This window comes from Bacillus sp. FSL K6-6038 (genome assembly GCF_038050455.1).
GTDB classification, from domain to species: domain Bacteria; phylum Bacillota; class Bacilli; order Bacillales; family Bacillaceae_G; genus Bacillus_A; species Bacillus_A pseudomycoides.
Map to the genome: position 1 here is coordinate 120,389 of NZ_JBBOUH010000001.1, position 13,722 is coordinate 134,110.

At 39.4% G+C, this 13,722-nt stretch carries 22 protein-coding genes; all 22 read left to right on the plus strand.

The features are described from left to right. Positions 1 to 2 precede the first annotated feature (2 nt). The 22 genes from rplF (at position 3) to cwlD (ending at position 13,621) form a co-directional block, all read left to right on the plus strand. The gene (gene rplF / locus NSQ40_RS00695) at positions 3 to 542 is read left to right on the plus strand and encodes a 50S ribosomal protein L6 (protein ID WP_003194369.1); all 540 of its coding nucleotides are present in this window, start codon (positions 3 to 5) and stop codon (positions 540 to 542) included. Between the two features lie 31 nt (positions 543 to 573). Then, positions 574 to 936 carry a 50S ribosomal protein L18 gene (rplR, locus tag NSQ40_RS00700; RefSeq protein ID WP_000628816.1) on the plus strand — a complete coding sequence of 121 codons (363 nt, stop codon included), beginning with the start codon at positions 574 to 576 and terminating at the stop codon, positions 934 to 936. Positions 937 to 957: 21 nt separating this feature from the next. Beyond that, positions 958 to 1,458, plus strand: coding sequence for a 30S ribosomal protein S5 (gene rpsE / locus NSQ40_RS00705; protein WP_003194373.1), 501 nt, complete (start codon positions 958 to 960; stop codon positions 1,456 to 1,458). 16 nt (positions 1,459 to 1,474) lie between these two features. After that, complete coding sequence (gene rpmD / locus NSQ40_RS00710; RefSeq protein ID WP_001085234.1) at positions 1,475 to 1,657, plus strand: 50S ribosomal protein L30; 183 nt, start codon at positions 1,475 to 1,477, stop codon at positions 1,655 to 1,657. Between the two features lie 33 nt (positions 1,658 to 1,690). Further along, the gene (gene rplO / locus NSQ40_RS00715; protein ID WP_003194374.1) at positions 1,691 to 2,131 is read left to right on the plus strand and encodes a 50S ribosomal protein L15; all 441 of its coding nucleotides are present in this window, start codon (positions 1,691 to 1,693) and stop codon (positions 2,129 to 2,131) included. Beyond that, positions 2,131 to 3,432: a preprotein translocase subunit SecY gene (gene secY, locus NSQ40_RS00720; protein ID WP_018783074.1), complete on the plus strand. Its 1,302-nt coding sequence runs from the start codon at positions 2,131 to 2,133 to the stop codon at positions 3,430 to 3,432. Before rplO ends, secY begins: the two co-directional genes overlap by 1 nt. 54 nt (positions 3,433 to 3,486) lie before the next feature. After that, positions 3,487 to 4,137 (plus strand): adenylate kinase, encoded by a 651-nt coding sequence (locus NSQ40_RS00725; RefSeq protein ID WP_003194378.1) that lies wholly within the window; start codon positions 3,487 to 3,489, stop codon positions 4,135 to 4,137. Continuing rightward, positions 4,137 to 4,883: a type I methionyl aminopeptidase gene (map, locus tag NSQ40_RS00730; RefSeq protein ID WP_018767342.1), complete on the plus strand. Its 747-nt coding sequence runs from the start codon at positions 4,137 to 4,139 to the stop codon at positions 4,881 to 4,883. Before NSQ40_RS00725 ends, map begins: the two co-directional genes overlap by 1 nt. Positions 4,884 to 4,951: 68 nt before the next feature. Continuing rightward, entirely contained in the window at positions 4,952 to 5,170 is a 219-nt protein-coding gene (gene infA / locus NSQ40_RS00735; RefSeq protein ID WP_001029884.1) for a translation initiation factor IF-1, read from the plus strand. Between the two features lie 35 nt (positions 5,171 to 5,205). Then, positions 5,206 to 5,319, plus strand: a complete 114-nt coding sequence (rpmJ, locus tag NSQ40_RS00740; RefSeq protein WP_000868344.1) for a 50S ribosomal protein L36 — start codon at positions 5,206 to 5,208, stop codon at positions 5,317 to 5,319. Between the two features lie 21 nt (positions 5,320 to 5,340). Continuing rightward, entirely contained in the window at positions 5,341 to 5,706 is a 366-nt protein-coding gene (gene rpsM / locus NSQ40_RS00745; RefSeq protein ID WP_003194382.1) for a 30S ribosomal protein S13, read from the plus strand. Positions 5,707 to 5,730: 24 nt separating this feature from the next. Further along, on the plus strand, positions 5,731 to 6,120 hold the full coding sequence (gene rpsK / locus NSQ40_RS00750; RefSeq protein ID WP_003194384.1) for a 30S ribosomal protein S11: 390 nt from the start codon (positions 5,731 to 5,733) through the stop codon (positions 6,118 to 6,120). Between the two features lie 181 nt (positions 6,121 to 6,301). Further along, positions 6,302 to 7,246: a DNA-directed RNA polymerase subunit alpha gene (locus NSQ40_RS00755; protein WP_000569645.1), complete on the plus strand. Its 945-nt coding sequence runs from the start codon at positions 6,302 to 6,304 to the stop codon at positions 7,244 to 7,246. A gap of 35 nt (positions 7,247 to 7,281) precedes the next feature. Beyond that, positions 7,282 to 7,644, plus strand: a complete 363-nt coding sequence (rplQ, locus tag NSQ40_RS00760) for a 50S ribosomal protein L17 (RefSeq protein WP_000331491.1) — start codon at positions 7,282 to 7,284, stop codon at positions 7,642 to 7,644. A 111-nt stretch (positions 7,645 to 7,755) separates the two neighbouring features. Further along, entirely contained in the window at positions 7,756 to 8,598 is an 843-nt protein-coding gene (locus NSQ40_RS00765) for an energy-coupling factor ABC transporter ATP-binding protein (RefSeq protein ID WP_003194387.1), read from the plus strand. After that, the gene (locus NSQ40_RS00770) at positions 8,574 to 9,455 is read left to right on the plus strand and encodes an energy-coupling factor ABC transporter ATP-binding protein (protein WP_018767976.1); all 882 of its coding nucleotides are present in this window, start codon (positions 8,574 to 8,576) and stop codon (positions 9,453 to 9,455) included. The genes NSQ40_RS00765 and NSQ40_RS00770 overlap by 25 nt, the downstream gene beginning before the upstream one ends. Beyond that, on the plus strand, positions 9,443 to 10,237 hold the full coding sequence (locus NSQ40_RS00775) for an energy-coupling factor transporter transmembrane component T family protein (protein WP_033795814.1): 795 nt from the start codon (positions 9,443 to 9,445) through the stop codon (positions 10,235 to 10,237). Before NSQ40_RS00770 ends, NSQ40_RS00775 begins: the two co-directional genes overlap by 13 nt. A gap of 14 nt (positions 10,238 to 10,251) precedes the next feature. Further along, positions 10,252 to 10,995: a tRNA pseudouridine(38-40) synthase TruA gene (gene truA, locus NSQ40_RS00780; protein WP_098716193.1), complete on the plus strand. Its 744-nt coding sequence runs from the start codon at positions 10,252 to 10,254 to the stop codon at positions 10,993 to 10,995. A gap of 152 nt (positions 10,996 to 11,147) precedes the next feature. Next, complete coding sequence (rplM, locus tag NSQ40_RS00785) at positions 11,148 to 11,585, plus strand: 50S ribosomal protein L13 (RefSeq protein ID WP_001260793.1); 438 nt, start codon at positions 11,148 to 11,150, stop codon at positions 11,583 to 11,585. Between the two features lie 21 nt (positions 11,586 to 11,606). Further along, on the plus strand, positions 11,607 to 11,999 hold the full coding sequence (rpsI, locus tag NSQ40_RS00790; protein ID WP_000079986.1) for a 30S ribosomal protein S9: 393 nt from the start codon (positions 11,607 to 11,609) through the stop codon (positions 11,997 to 11,999). 413 nt (positions 12,000 to 12,412) lie between these two features. After that, entirely contained in the window at positions 12,413 to 12,841 is a 429-nt protein-coding gene (locus tag NSQ40_RS00795) for a DUF2521 family protein (RefSeq protein ID WP_003194397.1), read from the plus strand. A 66-nt stretch (positions 12,842 to 12,907) separates the two neighbouring features. After that, a complete protein-coding gene (gene cwlD, locus NSQ40_RS00800; RefSeq protein WP_016116963.1) occupies positions 12,908 to 13,621 on the plus strand; it encodes an N-acetylmuramoyl-L-alanine amidase CwlD in 714 nt (237 codons plus the stop codon). Positions 13,622 to 13,722 lie beyond the last annotated feature (101 nt).

Below are 13,722 nucleotides of genomic sequence, written 5' to 3' on the forward strand. Positions count from 1 at the left end.
ACATGTCTCGTATTGGTAAAAAGATTCTTGAAATCCCTGCAGGTGTTACTATCACAGTTGCAGAAGACAATACTGTAACAGTAAAAGGCCCTAAAGGTGAATTAACTCGTACTTTCAATGCTGATATGTCTATCAAAATTGAAGAAAATACACTAACAGTTGAGCGTCCATCTGAACAGAAGGAACACCGTGCATTACACGGTACAACTCGTGCTTTAATCGGAAACATGGTTGAAGGTGTAACTACAGGTTTCGCACGCGGACTTGAATTAGTCGGTGTTGGTTACCGTGCTCAAAAACAAGGTGATAAACTTGTATTAAGCGTAGGTTATTCTCATCCAGTAGAAATGACTCCGGAAGCAGGACTTGAAGTTGAAGTACCTGCACCAACTAAAATCGTAATTAAAGGTATCGACAAGCAACGTGTTGGCGAATTTGCTGCTAACATCCGTGCTGTACGTGCTCCAGAGCCATATAAAGGCAAAGGTATTCGTTACGAAGGCGAAGTTGTTCGTCGTAAAGAAGGTAAAACTGCTAAGTAAACCCGTTAGGTGAGAGAAAGGAGTGACAAGAATGATCACTAAAGCTGATAAAAATGCGACTCGTAAGAAAAGACATGCACGTGTACGTGCAAAACTTACTGGTACTGCAGAACGTCCACGTTTAAATGTGTTCCGTTCTAACCAACATATTTACGCTCAAGTTATTGATGATGTAAATGGTGTAACATTAGTAAGTGCATCTACTCTTGATAAAGACCTTGCTCTTAACGGTACTAGCAATATTGAAGCTGCTACGAAAGTTGGAGAATCAGTTGCTAAGCGTGCTGTAGAGAAAGGCGTTAAAGAAGTAGTATTTGATCGCGGTGGTTACTTATACCATGGCCGTGTTAAAGCTCTAGCTGAAGCTGCTCGTGAGGCTGGATTACAATTTTAATGGTCAAAGGAGGGAAAATTGATGCATCGCATTGACCCAAGTAAATTAGAACTTGAAGAACGTGTAGTTACGATAAATCGTGTCGCGAAAGTTGTTAAGGGTGGTCGTCGTTTCCGCTTTGCTGCACTAGTTGTAGTTGGCGATAAAAACGGTCATGTTGGATTCGGTACGGGTAAAGCACAAGAGGTACCAGACGCAATTCGCAAAGCTATCGAAGACGCTAAGAAAAACTTAATCACAGTACCATTAGTTGGTACAACAATTCCACACACAATCAACGGTCATTTTGGAGCTGGTGAAGTATTCTTAAAACCTGCTGCTGAAGGTACTGGAGTTATTGCTGGTGGACCAGTTCGTGCGGTACTTGAATTAGCTGGTGTACAAGATATTCTTTCGAAATCTCTTGGTTCTAACACACCAATTAACATGATTCGCGCTACTGTGAACGGATTAAGCGAGCTTAAGCGCGCTGAAGATGTTGCAAAATTACGCGGTAAATCTGTAGAAGAGCTACTAGGTTAAGAAGGAGGGAAAACAAATGGCGAAAAAGTTAGAAATTACCCTCACTCGTAGTGTAATTGGTCGTCCACAAGATCAACGTGCGACGGTAGAAGCTTTAGGTCTTAAAAAGTTGAATTCAACTGTAGTTAAGGAAGAAACTCCTGCTATTCTTGGTATGATCAACAAAGTTTCTCACCTTGTAACTGTAAAAGAAGCTTAAGGATAACTCATTAATATAAGGAGGTGCCTGGGAATGAAACTTCATGAATTAAAACCTGCAGAAGGTTCTCGTAAAGTACGTAACCGTGTCGGTCGTGGTATCGGTTCTGGTAACGGTAAAACTGCTGGTAAAGGTCATAAAGGACAAAACGCACGTTCTGGTGGCGGTGTTCGTCTTGGCTTCGAAGGTGGTCAAACTCCATTATTCCGTCGTTTACCAAAACGCGGCTTCACAAACATTAACCGTAAAGAGTTTGCTATCGTAAACTTAGCAACGTTAAATCGTTTTGAAGATGGTACAGAAGTAACACCTGAATTATTGCTGGAAACTGGCGTTATCAGCAAATTAAACGACGGTGTTAAAATTCTTGCAAGCGGAGCTGTAGAGAAAAAATTAACTGTTAAAGCGCACAAGTTCTCTTCAAGTGCTAAAGAAGCAATTGAAGCAGCTGGCGGATCAGTTGAGGTGATCTAATGTTTCGTACAATCTCCAACTTTATGCGCGTTGCTGAGATAAGACGTAAAATATTATTCACTTTAGCGATGCTAATCGTATTCAGGATTGGCACGTTTATCCCAGTGCCATTTACAAATGGAGACGTACTGAAAGCACAAGATCAGTTAAATGCATTAGGCATCCTAAATACATTTGGCGGTGGCGCGTTGAAAAACTTCTCCATCTTTGCGATGGGAATCATGCCGTATATTACAGCATCCATCATCGTGCAATTATTGCAGATGGATGTTGTTCCTAAATTTTCGGAATGGTCGAAGCAAGGCGAAATGGGCCGTCGTAAACTAACGCAATTCACGCGTTATTTTACAATTGTTCTTGCGTTTATTCAGGGGTTTGGTATGTCAATCGGTTTTAACGGTATGGTAGGTGGACAGTTAATTTTGAATCCAGGTTGGAGCACTTATTTATACATTGCTACGGTACTGACTGCTGGTACTGCATTTTTAATGTGGTTAGGTGAACAGATTACAGCTAAAGGTGTAGGTAATGGTATTTCCATCCTAATCTTTGGTGGTATTGCCGCAGCGATCCCAAGTGTAATATCTCAAGTGTATCAACAACAGTTTCAAAATGCCGGAGATCAATTGTTCATGAGTATCGTTAAAGTTGTATTGATTTTACTAGCTGTGTTAGCAGTTGTTGTTGGTGTTATTTTCATTCAACAAGCTGTTAGAAAGATCCCAATTCAATATGCGAAGCGTGTAACAGGAGGAAATGGTAATCATGCTGGAGCACAAAACACACATTTACCGCTTAAGGTAAATAGTGCGGGTGTTATTCCAGTAATTTTTGCTGTTTCATTCTTAATTACACCTCCAACTATTGCACAGTTCTTCCCGAAATACGATGTATCGAAGTGGATCATTGCAAACTTTAACTATTCCCACCCAGTGGGAATGATAATATATGTAGCGCTCATTGTAGCCTTCGCATACTTCTATGCATTTGTTCAGGTTAATCCAGAGCAAATGTCAGAAAACCTAAACAAGCAAGGTGGATATGTTCCAGGTATTCGTCCGGGTAAGAATACAGAACAATATCTAACAAAAATCTTGTATCGTTTGACCTTTGTAGGATCTATTTTCCTAGCAGCGATTGCAATTCTTCCAGTTATCTTTACGAAATTGGGAAATCTTCCTCCATCTGCACAGATCGGTGGAACGAGTATGTTAATCGTTGTCGGCGTTGCTTTAGAAACAATGAAGCAGCTAGAAAGCCAACTGGTAAAACGCCATTACAAAGGGTTTATCAAGCAGTGAGTAAGTGGGAAGAATTGTCTTCCCTACATGCTCATGTATTGAGGGGGAACAAGGATGAACTTAATTTTAATGGGGCTTCCTGGTGCTGGTAAAGGTACACAAGCCGAACAGATTGTTGCCAAGTATAACATCCCTCACATCTCAACAGGAGATATGTTCCGTGCAGCTATGAAGGCTGAAACTGAACTTGGTTTACAAGCAAAGTCCTTTATTGATAAAGGTGCGCTTGTTCCAGATGAAGTTACAATCGGAATTGTTCGTGAACGTTTAAGTCAAGAAGACTGTGTAAAAGGCTTCTTACTAGATGGTTTCCCACGAACAGTTGCACAGGCATCTGCACTTGAAGAGATTATGAAAGATCTTGGCAAAAAAATCGACTATGTTTTAAACATTAATGTGGATTCAGGATTGCTATTAAAACGTCTTACAGGCCGTCGTATTTGTAAAGAGTGCGGTGCGACTTATCACTTAGAATTCAATCCGCCAGCAAAAGCTGACGTGTGCGATAAATGTGGTGGCGAATTATATCAACGCTCTGATGACAATGAAGAAACTGTAGCGAATCGTTTAGAGGTAAATATTAAGCAAACAAAACCTTTGCTTGATTTCTATGAAGAGCTTGGTTACTTACAAAGCATTAATGGTGAGCAAGATATCAATAAGGTATTTGCTGATATTGATGTTCTCATTGGAGACTTAGCGTAATGATCATTTGCAAAACTCCTCGCGAGATAGAAATCATGCGAGAAGCTGGCAAGATCGTTGCTTTAACTCATCAAGAGTTGAAAAAGCATATTACTCCAGGAATTACAACGAAAGAGCTCGATCAAATAGCGGAAAAGACGATTCGAAAATATGGTGCTACGCCATCTTTTAAAGGATACAACGGATTTCCGGGAAGCATCTGTGCTTCTGTAAATGAAGAGCTTGTACATGGGATTCCAGGTAAGCGCAAGCTCCAAGAAGGTGATATCATCAGTATCGATATTGGTGCGAAATACAATGGGTACCATGGAGATTCTGCGTGGACGTATCCAGTAGGAAACATTTCTGAATCTGTTCAAAAGCTACTTGATGTCACAGAAAAATCGTTGTATCTTGGTCTAGAACAAATAAAACCAGGCGTGAGATTATCAAATGTTTCACATGCAGTTCAAACGTATGCTGAAGATAATGGATTCTCGATCGTTAGGGAGTATGTTGGTCACGGAATCGGGCAAGACTTACATGAGGACCCTCAGATCCCGCACTACGGTCCACCAAATAAAGGTCCTAGATTAAAGCCGGGAATGGTCATCTGTGTCGAACCGATGGTGAACCAAGGAAGACGATATGTAAAAACACTATCTGATGACTGGACAGTGGTAACGGTAGATGGTAAATGGTGTGCACATTTTGAGCACACGATTGCTCTTACAGAAGCAGGATACGAAATCCTTACCACTTTATAAGTAGCTGGCTCTCCGGGATTTCAGAGCAGTGTAAAATGTTACTGATTTGAAGAAGGGAGAACTATTGAATGGCTAAAGATGATGTAATTGAAGTCGAAGGTACCGTTCTTGAAACGTTGCCAAATGCTATGTTCAAAGTAGAATTAGAGAATGGGCATGTCGTATTGGCTCACGTTTCTGGTAAAATCCGTATGAACTTCATTCGGATTTTACCAGGAGACAAAGTTACGGTAGAATTATCTCCGTACGATTTAAATCGTGGTCGTATTACGTACCGTTTTAAATAATATAGCACTCCGTAATCTTTAAGGAGGTTCGAGACATGAAAGTAAGACCGTCAGTTAAACCAATCTGCGAAAAATGTAAAGTTATTCGTAGACGTGGAAAAGTAATGGTTATTTGTGAAAACCCTAAACATAAACAAAAACAAGGTTAATCAGAAGGAGGTGCATTCGGAATGGCACGTATCGCAGGTGTAGATATTCCTCGTGACAAGCGCGTTGTTATTTCTTTAACTTACGTATTCGGCATTGGTCGCACAACTGCTGAAAAAATTCTTGCTGAAGCTGGTGTTTCTGAAGAAACACGAGTTCGTGATTTAACGGAAGACGAATTAGGACGTATCCGTGACATCGTAGACCGCGTTAAAGTTGAGGGAGACCTTCGTCGTGAAGTTTCTCTTAACATTAAACGTCTAATGGAGATCGGTTCTTACCGTGGTCTTCGTCACCGTCGTGGTTTACCAGTTCGTGGTCAAAATTCTAAAAATAATGCTCGTACGCGTAAAGGTCCACGTCGTACAGTAGCAAATAAAAAGAAATAATAAGTAAAGGAGGTTGAACTAACAATGGCACGTAAAACAAACACTCGTAAAAAACGTGTGAAAAAGAATATTGAAGCTGGTATTGCTCATATTCGTTCTACTTTCAACAACACAATCGTAACACTTACAGATACTCACGGTAACGCACTTTCTTGGTCTAGTGCTGGTGCACTTGGTTTCCGTGGATCTCGTAAATCTACTCCATTCGCTGCGCAAATGGCTGCTGAAACTGCTGCTAAAGTTGCAATGGAGCATGGTTTAAAAACTTTAGAGGTTACTGTAAAAGGTCCTGGTGCTGGTCGTGAAGCTGCAATTCGTGCTCTTCAAGCTGCAGGTCTAGAAGTAACAGCAATCAGAGATGTTACTCCAGTTCCTCATAATGGATGTCGTCCGCCAAAACGTCGTCGTGTTTAATTTTTCTGTATAGAATTTTCCCTTTTGTCTATAATGGATATGATGCATTATCGAGAAATTTCGTACAGAAACATCGCTTGTTGTGCACAATCGGGAACTGCCTAAGGGGGACTTTCGGTTAGACAGAGGTTTTTTCCTTTGTTTAGCCGAGGTTTCGACGTTTTGAAGGAGGGTTTAGTTAATGATTGAAATTGAAAAACCGAAAATCGAAACGGTTGAACTTAACGAAGATGCTAAATATGGTAAATTCGTGATTGAACCGCTTGAGCGTGGATATGGTACTACTTTGGGTAACTCCTTACGTCGTATTCTTTTATCCTCACTCCCTGGTGCCGCTGTAACTGCTATCCAAATTGATGGCGTATTACACGAATTTTCAACAGTTGAGGGCGTAGTAGAGGACGTTACGACGATCATCTTAAACTTGAAAAAGTTAGCTCTTAAAATCTACTCTGAAGAAGAGAAGACGTTGGAAATCGATGTACAGGGCGAAGGTATTGTCACAGCTGCTGATATTACTCACGATAGTGATGTTGAAATCTTAAATCCAGATTTATACATTGCGACGTTAGCAAAAGATGCGCATTTCCGCGTGCGTTTAACTGCAAAGCGTGGCCGTGGGTATACGCCAGCTGATGCAAATAAAAGCGAAGATCAACCAATAGGAGTTATTCCTATTGATTCTATTTATACTCCAGTATCACGTGTGACTTACCAAGTGGAAAAGACACGTGTCGGACAAGTGGCAAATTATGATAAGCTTACGCTTGATGTATGGACGGATGGAAGCATCGGGCCAAAAGAAGCTATCTCTTTAGGTGCCAAAATCTTAACTGAGCATTTAAATATCTTCGTTGGTTTAACTGATGAAGCACAAAATGCTGAGATTATGGTCGAGAAGGAAGAAGATCAAAAAGAAAAAGTTCTAGAAATGACTATTGAAGAACTTGATCTTTCTGTTCGTTCTTATAATTGCTTAAAACGTGCAGGAATTAATACTGTACAAGAGCTTGCGAACAAAACAGAAGAAGATATGATGAAAGTTCGTAACTTAGGACGTAAATCCTTAGAAGAAGTTAAGCATAAGCTTGAGGAATTAGGTTTAGGCTTACGTAAAGACGACTGAGGATTTAATCTCATCAACAAAGGAGGGAACTACGAATGGCATACAGAAAATTAGGCCGTACAAGTGCGCAACGTAAAGCTATGTTACGTGACTTAGCTACAGATTTAATTATCAACGAGCGCATCCAAACGACAGAAACTCGTGCAAAAGAACTTCGTTCTGTAGTGGAAAAAATGATCACTTTAGGTAAACGCGGAGATCTTCATGCTCGCCGTCAAGCTGCATCTTTCATCCGCAATGAAGTTGCTAATGCTGAGACTGGTCAAGATGCACTTCAAAAATTATTCGCTGATGTAGCTCCACGCTATGCTGAGCGTCAAGGCGGATACACTCGTATTGCAAAAATTGGTCCACGTCGCGGAGACGCAGCACCAATGGTAATTATCGAGTTAGTATAATGATAATTAAAAGGGCAGGACAGTTCTTTTCAAGTAACTGGTCGTGGCCCTTTTTTTTTAAATATAGAAAATAGGCTAACTTGATGAAGTAATGAGAGAGGGTGCCTTGCATTGAAAAAAGAGAAACTTCGCACGCAAAATATATCATTTCAATATCCCGGGGCAACTTCTTATGCGCTAAAAGACGTATCATTCTCTTTATATGAGGGAGAATGGGTTTCTGTAATTGGACAAAATGGTTCAGGAAAGTCTACACTTGCAAAATTATTAAATGGTTTATTTTTACCGGAATCAGGCACGATTGTTGTAAATGATACAATGACTTTATCTGAAGAAACGGTATGGGATATTCGAAAGCAAATAGGTATGGTATTTCAAAATCCAGATAATCAATTTGTTGGGACAACAGTGCAAGATGATGTTGTATTTGGCCTTGAAAATATCGGGATGCCTCGGGAACAGATGGTAGAACGGATGAATCAAGCGCTGCAGATGGTCCGAATGGAAGAGTTTCTTAATGAAGAGCCTCATTCGTTATCTGGTGGACAAAAGCAACGTGTTGCAATTGCAGGTGTGCTAGCATTGCAACCATCTATTTTAATATTGGATGAAGCAACATCGATGTTAGATCCACAAGGACGACGTGAAGTAATTGAAACGGTGAGGAAGCTTGTGGATACAAAAGGTATTACCGTGTTATCGATTACGCATGATTTGGAAGAAGCTGCACAGTCAGACCGTGTTATCATTTTGAATCAGGGAGAAATATTAGAGGTAGGTACGCCAGAGCAAATTTTCAAGTCCTCTCATATGCTTAGGGAAATCGGATTAGATGTACCATTCTCAGTGAAAATAGCAGAATTATTAAAAAGGAATGAAATTCCACTGCAAAATACGCATCTTACAATGGAAAGCTTGGTGAACGAACTTTGGAGATTACATTCCAAACAGTAGAGCATCGTTATCAATATAAAACTCCATTTGAAAGACGCGCGCTTTATGATGTAAACGTGTCGTTTCCAAGTGGGGGGTATTATGCCATTATCGGTCATACTGGTTCCGGCAAATCGACGATGATTCAACATTTAAATGGTTTATTGCAGCCGACAAATGGCACGGTCCAAATTGGGGAGCATTTGATTTCCTCACAAAAGAAAGAAAAGAAATTAAAGCCGCTACGAAAAAAAGTAGGGGTTGTCTTTCAATTTCCAGAGCATCAGTTATTTGAAGAAACAGTTGAGAAAGATATTTGTTTTGGACCCTCAAATTTCGGAGTATCGGAAGAAGAGGCAAGACAAAAGGCAAGGGATGCAATTGAGATTGTAGGATTGGATCCAGAGCTATTAGCGCGTTCGCCGTTTGAGTTAAGTGGTGGACAAATGAGACGTGTTGCAATAGCAGGCGTACTTGCGATGGAACCGGAAGTGCTTGTATTAGATGAACCCACAGCAGGGCTTGATCCTAAAGGACAGCATGAGCTTATGGAGATGTTTTATAAGCTTCATAAGGAACAGGGGCTTACAGTAATCCTTGTTACCCATAATATGGAGGATGCTGCTAAATATGCGGATCAAATTGTGGTTATGCATAAAGGAACGGTTTTTTTGCAAGGAACAGCAGAGGAAGTATTTTTACATGCAGATGAGTTAGAACAAATCGGCGTGGATCTTCCAATGTCTTTAAAGTATAAACGTGCAATTGAAGAGAAGTTTGGTATTTCGATTCCGAAGGCTACCTTATCTTTAGAGGATCTTACTCATGAAGTTGTACAGGTGTTACGAAAAGGTGGTCATGAATCATGCAGCAGTTGATTATTGGGAGATATATTCCAGGTAGGTCACTCATTCATCAACTTGATCCACGTGCGAAGCTGTTGATTGTCTTTTTATATGTATTTGTTGTCTTTTTAGCAAATAATGCGATTTCATATGGACTTTTATTTTTATATGCACTCATTGCTTTATTTTTTGCAAAAGTGCCGATTCGTTATGTACTTTCGGGCTTAAAACCAATCTTATGGATTTTTCTGTTTACCTTTTTTCTGCATATTTTTACAAATAAAGAAGGGGATGTACTGCTTCAGCTTGGTTGGTTTTCGATACATGAAAAGGGATTAGAGCAAGGGATATATATTTCTATACGCTTCTTTGTCATTATTTTAATGACGACATTATTAACGTTAACAACAACACCAATTGAAATTACTGATGGTATGGAAACATTGTTAAAGCCATTAAAGCGTATAAAGGTTCCTGTTCATGAAATTGCATTGATGATGTCTATTTCTCTTCGTTTTATTCCAACATTAATGGATGAGACGAGTAAAATTATGAAAGCACAAGCATCCCGTGGTATTGATTTTTCTGGTGGGCCGATAAAGGATCGATTAAAGGCGGTTATTTCTTTGCTTGTACCGCTTTTTATTAGTGCCTTTAAGCGTGCTGAGGACTTAGCGATTGCAATGGAAGCACGTGGGTATCAAAGTGGTGAGGGACGTTCTAAATTTAGGCAGCTACGCTGGAAAACAAGCGATACGTTAACGATAGTAAGTTTACTTTGTTTAGCATGTATTCTAGCATGGGTGCGATCGTAATGGAGAATAGAGAAATGGAAAGAATAAAATGTACAGTTGCATATGATGGCATCAATTTTTGCGGTTATCAAATTCAACCGCAGCATCGTACTGTTCAACAAGAAATAGAGAAAGCTCTGCAAAAGTTGCATAAAGGAGAGCTTGTTCGTGTTCAGGCATCAGGACGAACAGATTCTACTGTTCATGCAAGAGGACAGGTTATTCATTTTGACACACCGTTGTCTCTTGAAGAATGGCAATGGATGAATGCCTTAAATACGATGCTGCCAGACGATATAGTTGTCAGGCAAGTAGAGAAAAAAACAGAAGATTTTCATGCACGCTATGGTGTTGAGAGAAAAGAATATCGCTACCGTGTATTATTATCTAAAAATGCTGATGTATTCCGTAGAAATTACGTATACCAGTATCCATATCCGCTTGAGATAGAATCTATAAGAAAAGCAATTCCTTATTTTATTGGAACACATGATTTCACTTCGTTTTGTTCGGCAAAAACTGACAAAAAGGATAAAGTGCGAACAATTTATGAAATAGATTTAATGGAACAAGAGGATGAGTTAATTTTTCGTTTTGTAGGTAATGGATTTTTATATAATATGGTTCGAATTATTGTTGGTACACTACTTAGCATAGGACAAGGAAAGATGGTTCCTGACAGCATTCCAGAGATTTTAAAAAAACAAGATCGTCGTTTTGCCGGGAAGATGGTGCCAGGGCACGGGCTTTATTTATGGCAGGTAAACTATAACAACTAATCCTGGTGTAACATTTGCTTGACATTAGAAACTCAAAAGGATATCATAACATATGGTATTGTTTCTAAAACCACGATTAGCCCCGGAAGGAAATCGTGTTTAAGATAAACAATAGATTTTTTCTATGGAAAAGATAACGAGGAGGGAAACACATGCGTACGACTTTTATGGCAAAAGCTAACGAAGTTGAGCGTAAATGGTATGTGGTTGACGCTGAAGGTCAAACTTTAGGTCGCCTTGCTAGTGAAGTAGCATCCATTTTACGTGGTAAAAACAAACCAACATTTACACCACACGTTGACACGGGTGATCATGTAATTATTATTAACGCTGAGAAAATTCATTTAACAGGTAATAAATTAAACGATAAAATTTACTACCGTCACACTAACCACCCAGGTGGACTTAAACAAAGAACAGCTCTAGAAATGCGTACAAACTACCCTGTACAAATGTTAGAGCTTGCAATTAAAGGCATGCTTCCAAAAGGACGTTTAGGACGTCAAGTGTCTAAAAAATTAAATGTGTATGCTGGAGCTGAGCATCCACACCAAGCACAAAAACCAGAAGTTTACGAACTTCGCGGATAATTAATTAAAGGAGGGCTTACATTGGCACAGGTACAATACTATGGTACTGGACGTCGTAAGAGTTCAGTAGCACGCGTACGCCTAGTTCCAGGCGAAGGACGCGTTATCATTAACGGTCGTGATTTTGAAAACTATATCCCATTTGCTGCATTACGTGAAGTAGTGAAACAACCTCTAGTTGCAACAGAAACTTTAGGTAACTACGATGTACTTGTAAACGTAAATGGTGGTGGATACACTGGTCAAGCTGGTGCTATTCGTCACGGTATCTCTCGCGCTTTATTAAAAGCTGACCCAGAATACCGTCTAACATTAAAACGTGCAGGTCTATTAACTCGTGACGCACGTATGAAAGAGCGTAAAAAATACGGTCTTAAAGGCGCACGTCGTGCACCTCAGTTCTCAAAACGTTAATTTTTGCGAACTTCAAACCCCAGTCTATTGGCTGGGGTTTTTTATTATTTCAACCAGTAAGCCCCCCTCCTTTAAACGAAGTGAAGGTGGGGGGAGTTCAATATGCCTAATGGAACTATATAAAGTGAAACTCCCACCCATCGTGAGCTTACGGGATAAATTCATTTTGATTTTTCACAATATAAATCACTGCTATGAAGAACAAAAGGTAACCTGCACTCGTATGTTCTTTTTGTTTAAACTTGGTTGGCATGGGGCAGAGAAAGGTTTTATATTGTTTTTTATTTATATAATTATCCTCAATTATTTTTAGTCCCCTTATTATTGCTTGGAATATTTTAGTGCTGCCTTCTTACGTATGCTTCATCTTTAGAAGTTTAGACTAATACGTATTAGGGAGGTTTATAAGTACTATGAATGTCATTGTTAGCTTACAAGAAAAACAAAAAGAAAAGCAGTTGAAATATGAACGGAAGATGCTTCGCGAACTATCATTAAAAACATTAAGATCTAATATTCGTGATGCCTTCGATATGAAAGAGCTGCACAGACAGTACGAGGATTATTGTATTGAACTTGGAATTGAATCGTACTTATTAGGAGCAAGATATAGCAAATTTGGCTATTATGGTGAATCTTTTTTTGATGTGAAATATAGAGCTTTAGAAGAGGAGCAGCAATTAACAGAAATGTTGTTTCAATTTTTAACAAGCATGACCATGCGGGAGATAGAATCAAACGATAAGGAGTTGCTGTATGAGTCCTGTGAACAGTTTATTAGTTCATGGTGGCGCGAAGGGTATGAAAAGGGTGAAAGAAGATATCGTTTAAAGCTGCATTAAGAGAAGCATAAACTTTCCTCTTGTCCCATATAAGTAATTAGAGGGACTAGCTGGAGGAGGAAAGGTATGAAGAGAATTCGAATTATCTCTTTTATGCTTGCTGCGGTTGTACTGTTTTTCTTGGTAAAACAAGAATTTCAAATTACAAAATCGTGGAGAGCTTGGAATTTACCCTTATCTGGAAAAGTAATTGTACTAGATGCCGGACATGGTGGACCAGATGGAGGGGCGGTTGGTGGTAAAGATATTGTAGAAAAAGACATTACGCTTGAAATTACAAAAATGGTACAAGACTATTTGCAAGAACAAGGTGCTTTAGTTATTTTAACGCGAGAGGGAGATTATGATCTAGCTGATAAAGACACAAAGTCATATAGTAGGCGCAAAGCAGAAGATCTCAAAAAACGTGTAGAGATTATTAATAAGCCGGATGTAGACTTTTTTGTGAGTGTTCACTTAAATGCTTTGCCTAGCAGTAGTTCGAAGGGAGCACAAACGTTTTATTATCGGTCTTTAATTGAAAATGAGCGTGCAGCAAAGTTTATACAGGCTGAATTGCGAACTAGCCTAGAAAATACGAACCGCTCAGCTAAAACAATCTCCCGTGTTTATTTACTTAAGTATGCAAAAACACCAGGTGCTTTAGTTGAGGCTGGTTTTTTATCGAATGTAAATGAACGATATATGTTAAATTCAGAGAAGTATCAGCAAAAGGTTGCAGCTGCGATATACCGGGGAATACTACGTTATTTTACGGAAAAAGGAAATCCTCCTGAGTAAGGAGGGTTTTTTGAGTTCCTCTCGTTAACGAAGTTTTCGGAAAATATGTTATACTGGAAATGTAAACGCATTTATTTTGGAAATGAAAATAAATAAACCCA

Bases quoted from the DNA above. Each gene is read 5' to 3' on its own strand.
- rplF (WP_003194369.1), top strand. From the start codon at position 3: ATGTCTCGTATTGGTAAAAAGATTCTTGAAATCCCTGCAGGTGTTACT.
- rplR (WP_000628816.1), top strand. From the start codon at position 574: ATGATCACTAAAGCTGATAAAAATGCGACTCGTAAGAAAAGACATGCA.
- rpsE (WP_003194373.1), top strand. From the start codon at position 958: ATGCATCGCATTGACCCAAGTAAATTAGAACTTGAAGAACGTGTAGTT.
- rpmD (WP_001085234.1), top strand. From the start codon at position 1,475: ATGGCGAAAAAGTTAGAAATTACCCTCACTCGTAGTGTAATTGGTCGT.
- rplO (WP_003194374.1), top strand. From the start codon at position 1,691: ATGAAACTTCATGAATTAAAACCTGCAGAAGGTTCTCGTAAAGTACGT.
- secY (WP_018783074.1), top strand. From the start codon at position 2,131: ATGTTTCGTACAATCTCCAACTTTATGCGCGTTGCTGAGATAAGACGT.
- NSQ40_RS00725 (WP_003194378.1), top strand. From the start codon at position 3,487: ATGAACTTAATTTTAATGGGGCTTCCTGGTGCTGGTAAAGGTACACAA.
- map (WP_018767342.1), top strand. From the start codon at position 4,137: ATGATCATTTGCAAAACTCCTCGCGAGATAGAAATCATGCGAGAAGCT.
- infA (WP_001029884.1), top strand. From the start codon at position 4,952: ATGGCTAAAGATGATGTAATTGAAGTCGAAGGTACCGTTCTTGAAACG.
- rpmJ (WP_000868344.1), top strand. From the start codon at position 5,206: ATGAAAGTAAGACCGTCAGTTAAACCAATCTGCGAAAAATGTAAAGTT.
- rpsM (WP_003194382.1), top strand. From the start codon at position 5,341: ATGGCACGTATCGCAGGTGTAGATATTCCTCGTGACAAGCGCGTTGTT.
- rpsK (WP_003194384.1), top strand. From the start codon at position 5,731: ATGGCACGTAAAACAAACACTCGTAAAAAACGTGTGAAAAAGAATATT.
- NSQ40_RS00755 (WP_000569645.1), top strand. From the start codon at position 6,302: ATGATTGAAATTGAAAAACCGAAAATCGAAACGGTTGAACTTAACGAA.
- rplQ (WP_000331491.1), top strand. From the start codon at position 7,282: ATGGCATACAGAAAATTAGGCCGTACAAGTGCGCAACGTAAAGCTATG.
- NSQ40_RS00775 (WP_033795814.1), top strand. From the start codon at position 9,443: ATGCAGCAGTTGATTATTGGGAGATATATTCCAGGTAGGTCACTCATT.
- truA (WP_098716193.1), top strand. From the start codon at position 10,252: ATGGAAAGAATAAAATGTACAGTTGCATATGATGGCATCAATTTTTGC.
- rplM (WP_001260793.1), top strand. From the start codon at position 11,148: ATGCGTACGACTTTTATGGCAAAAGCTAACGAAGTTGAGCGTAAATGG.
- NSQ40_RS00795 (WP_003194397.1), top strand. From the start codon at position 12,413: ATGAATGTCATTGTTAGCTTACAAGAAAAACAAAAAGAAAAGCAGTTG.
- cwlD (WP_016116963.1), top strand. From the start codon at position 12,908: ATGAAGAGAATTCGAATTATCTCTTTTATGCTTGCTGCGGTTGTACTG.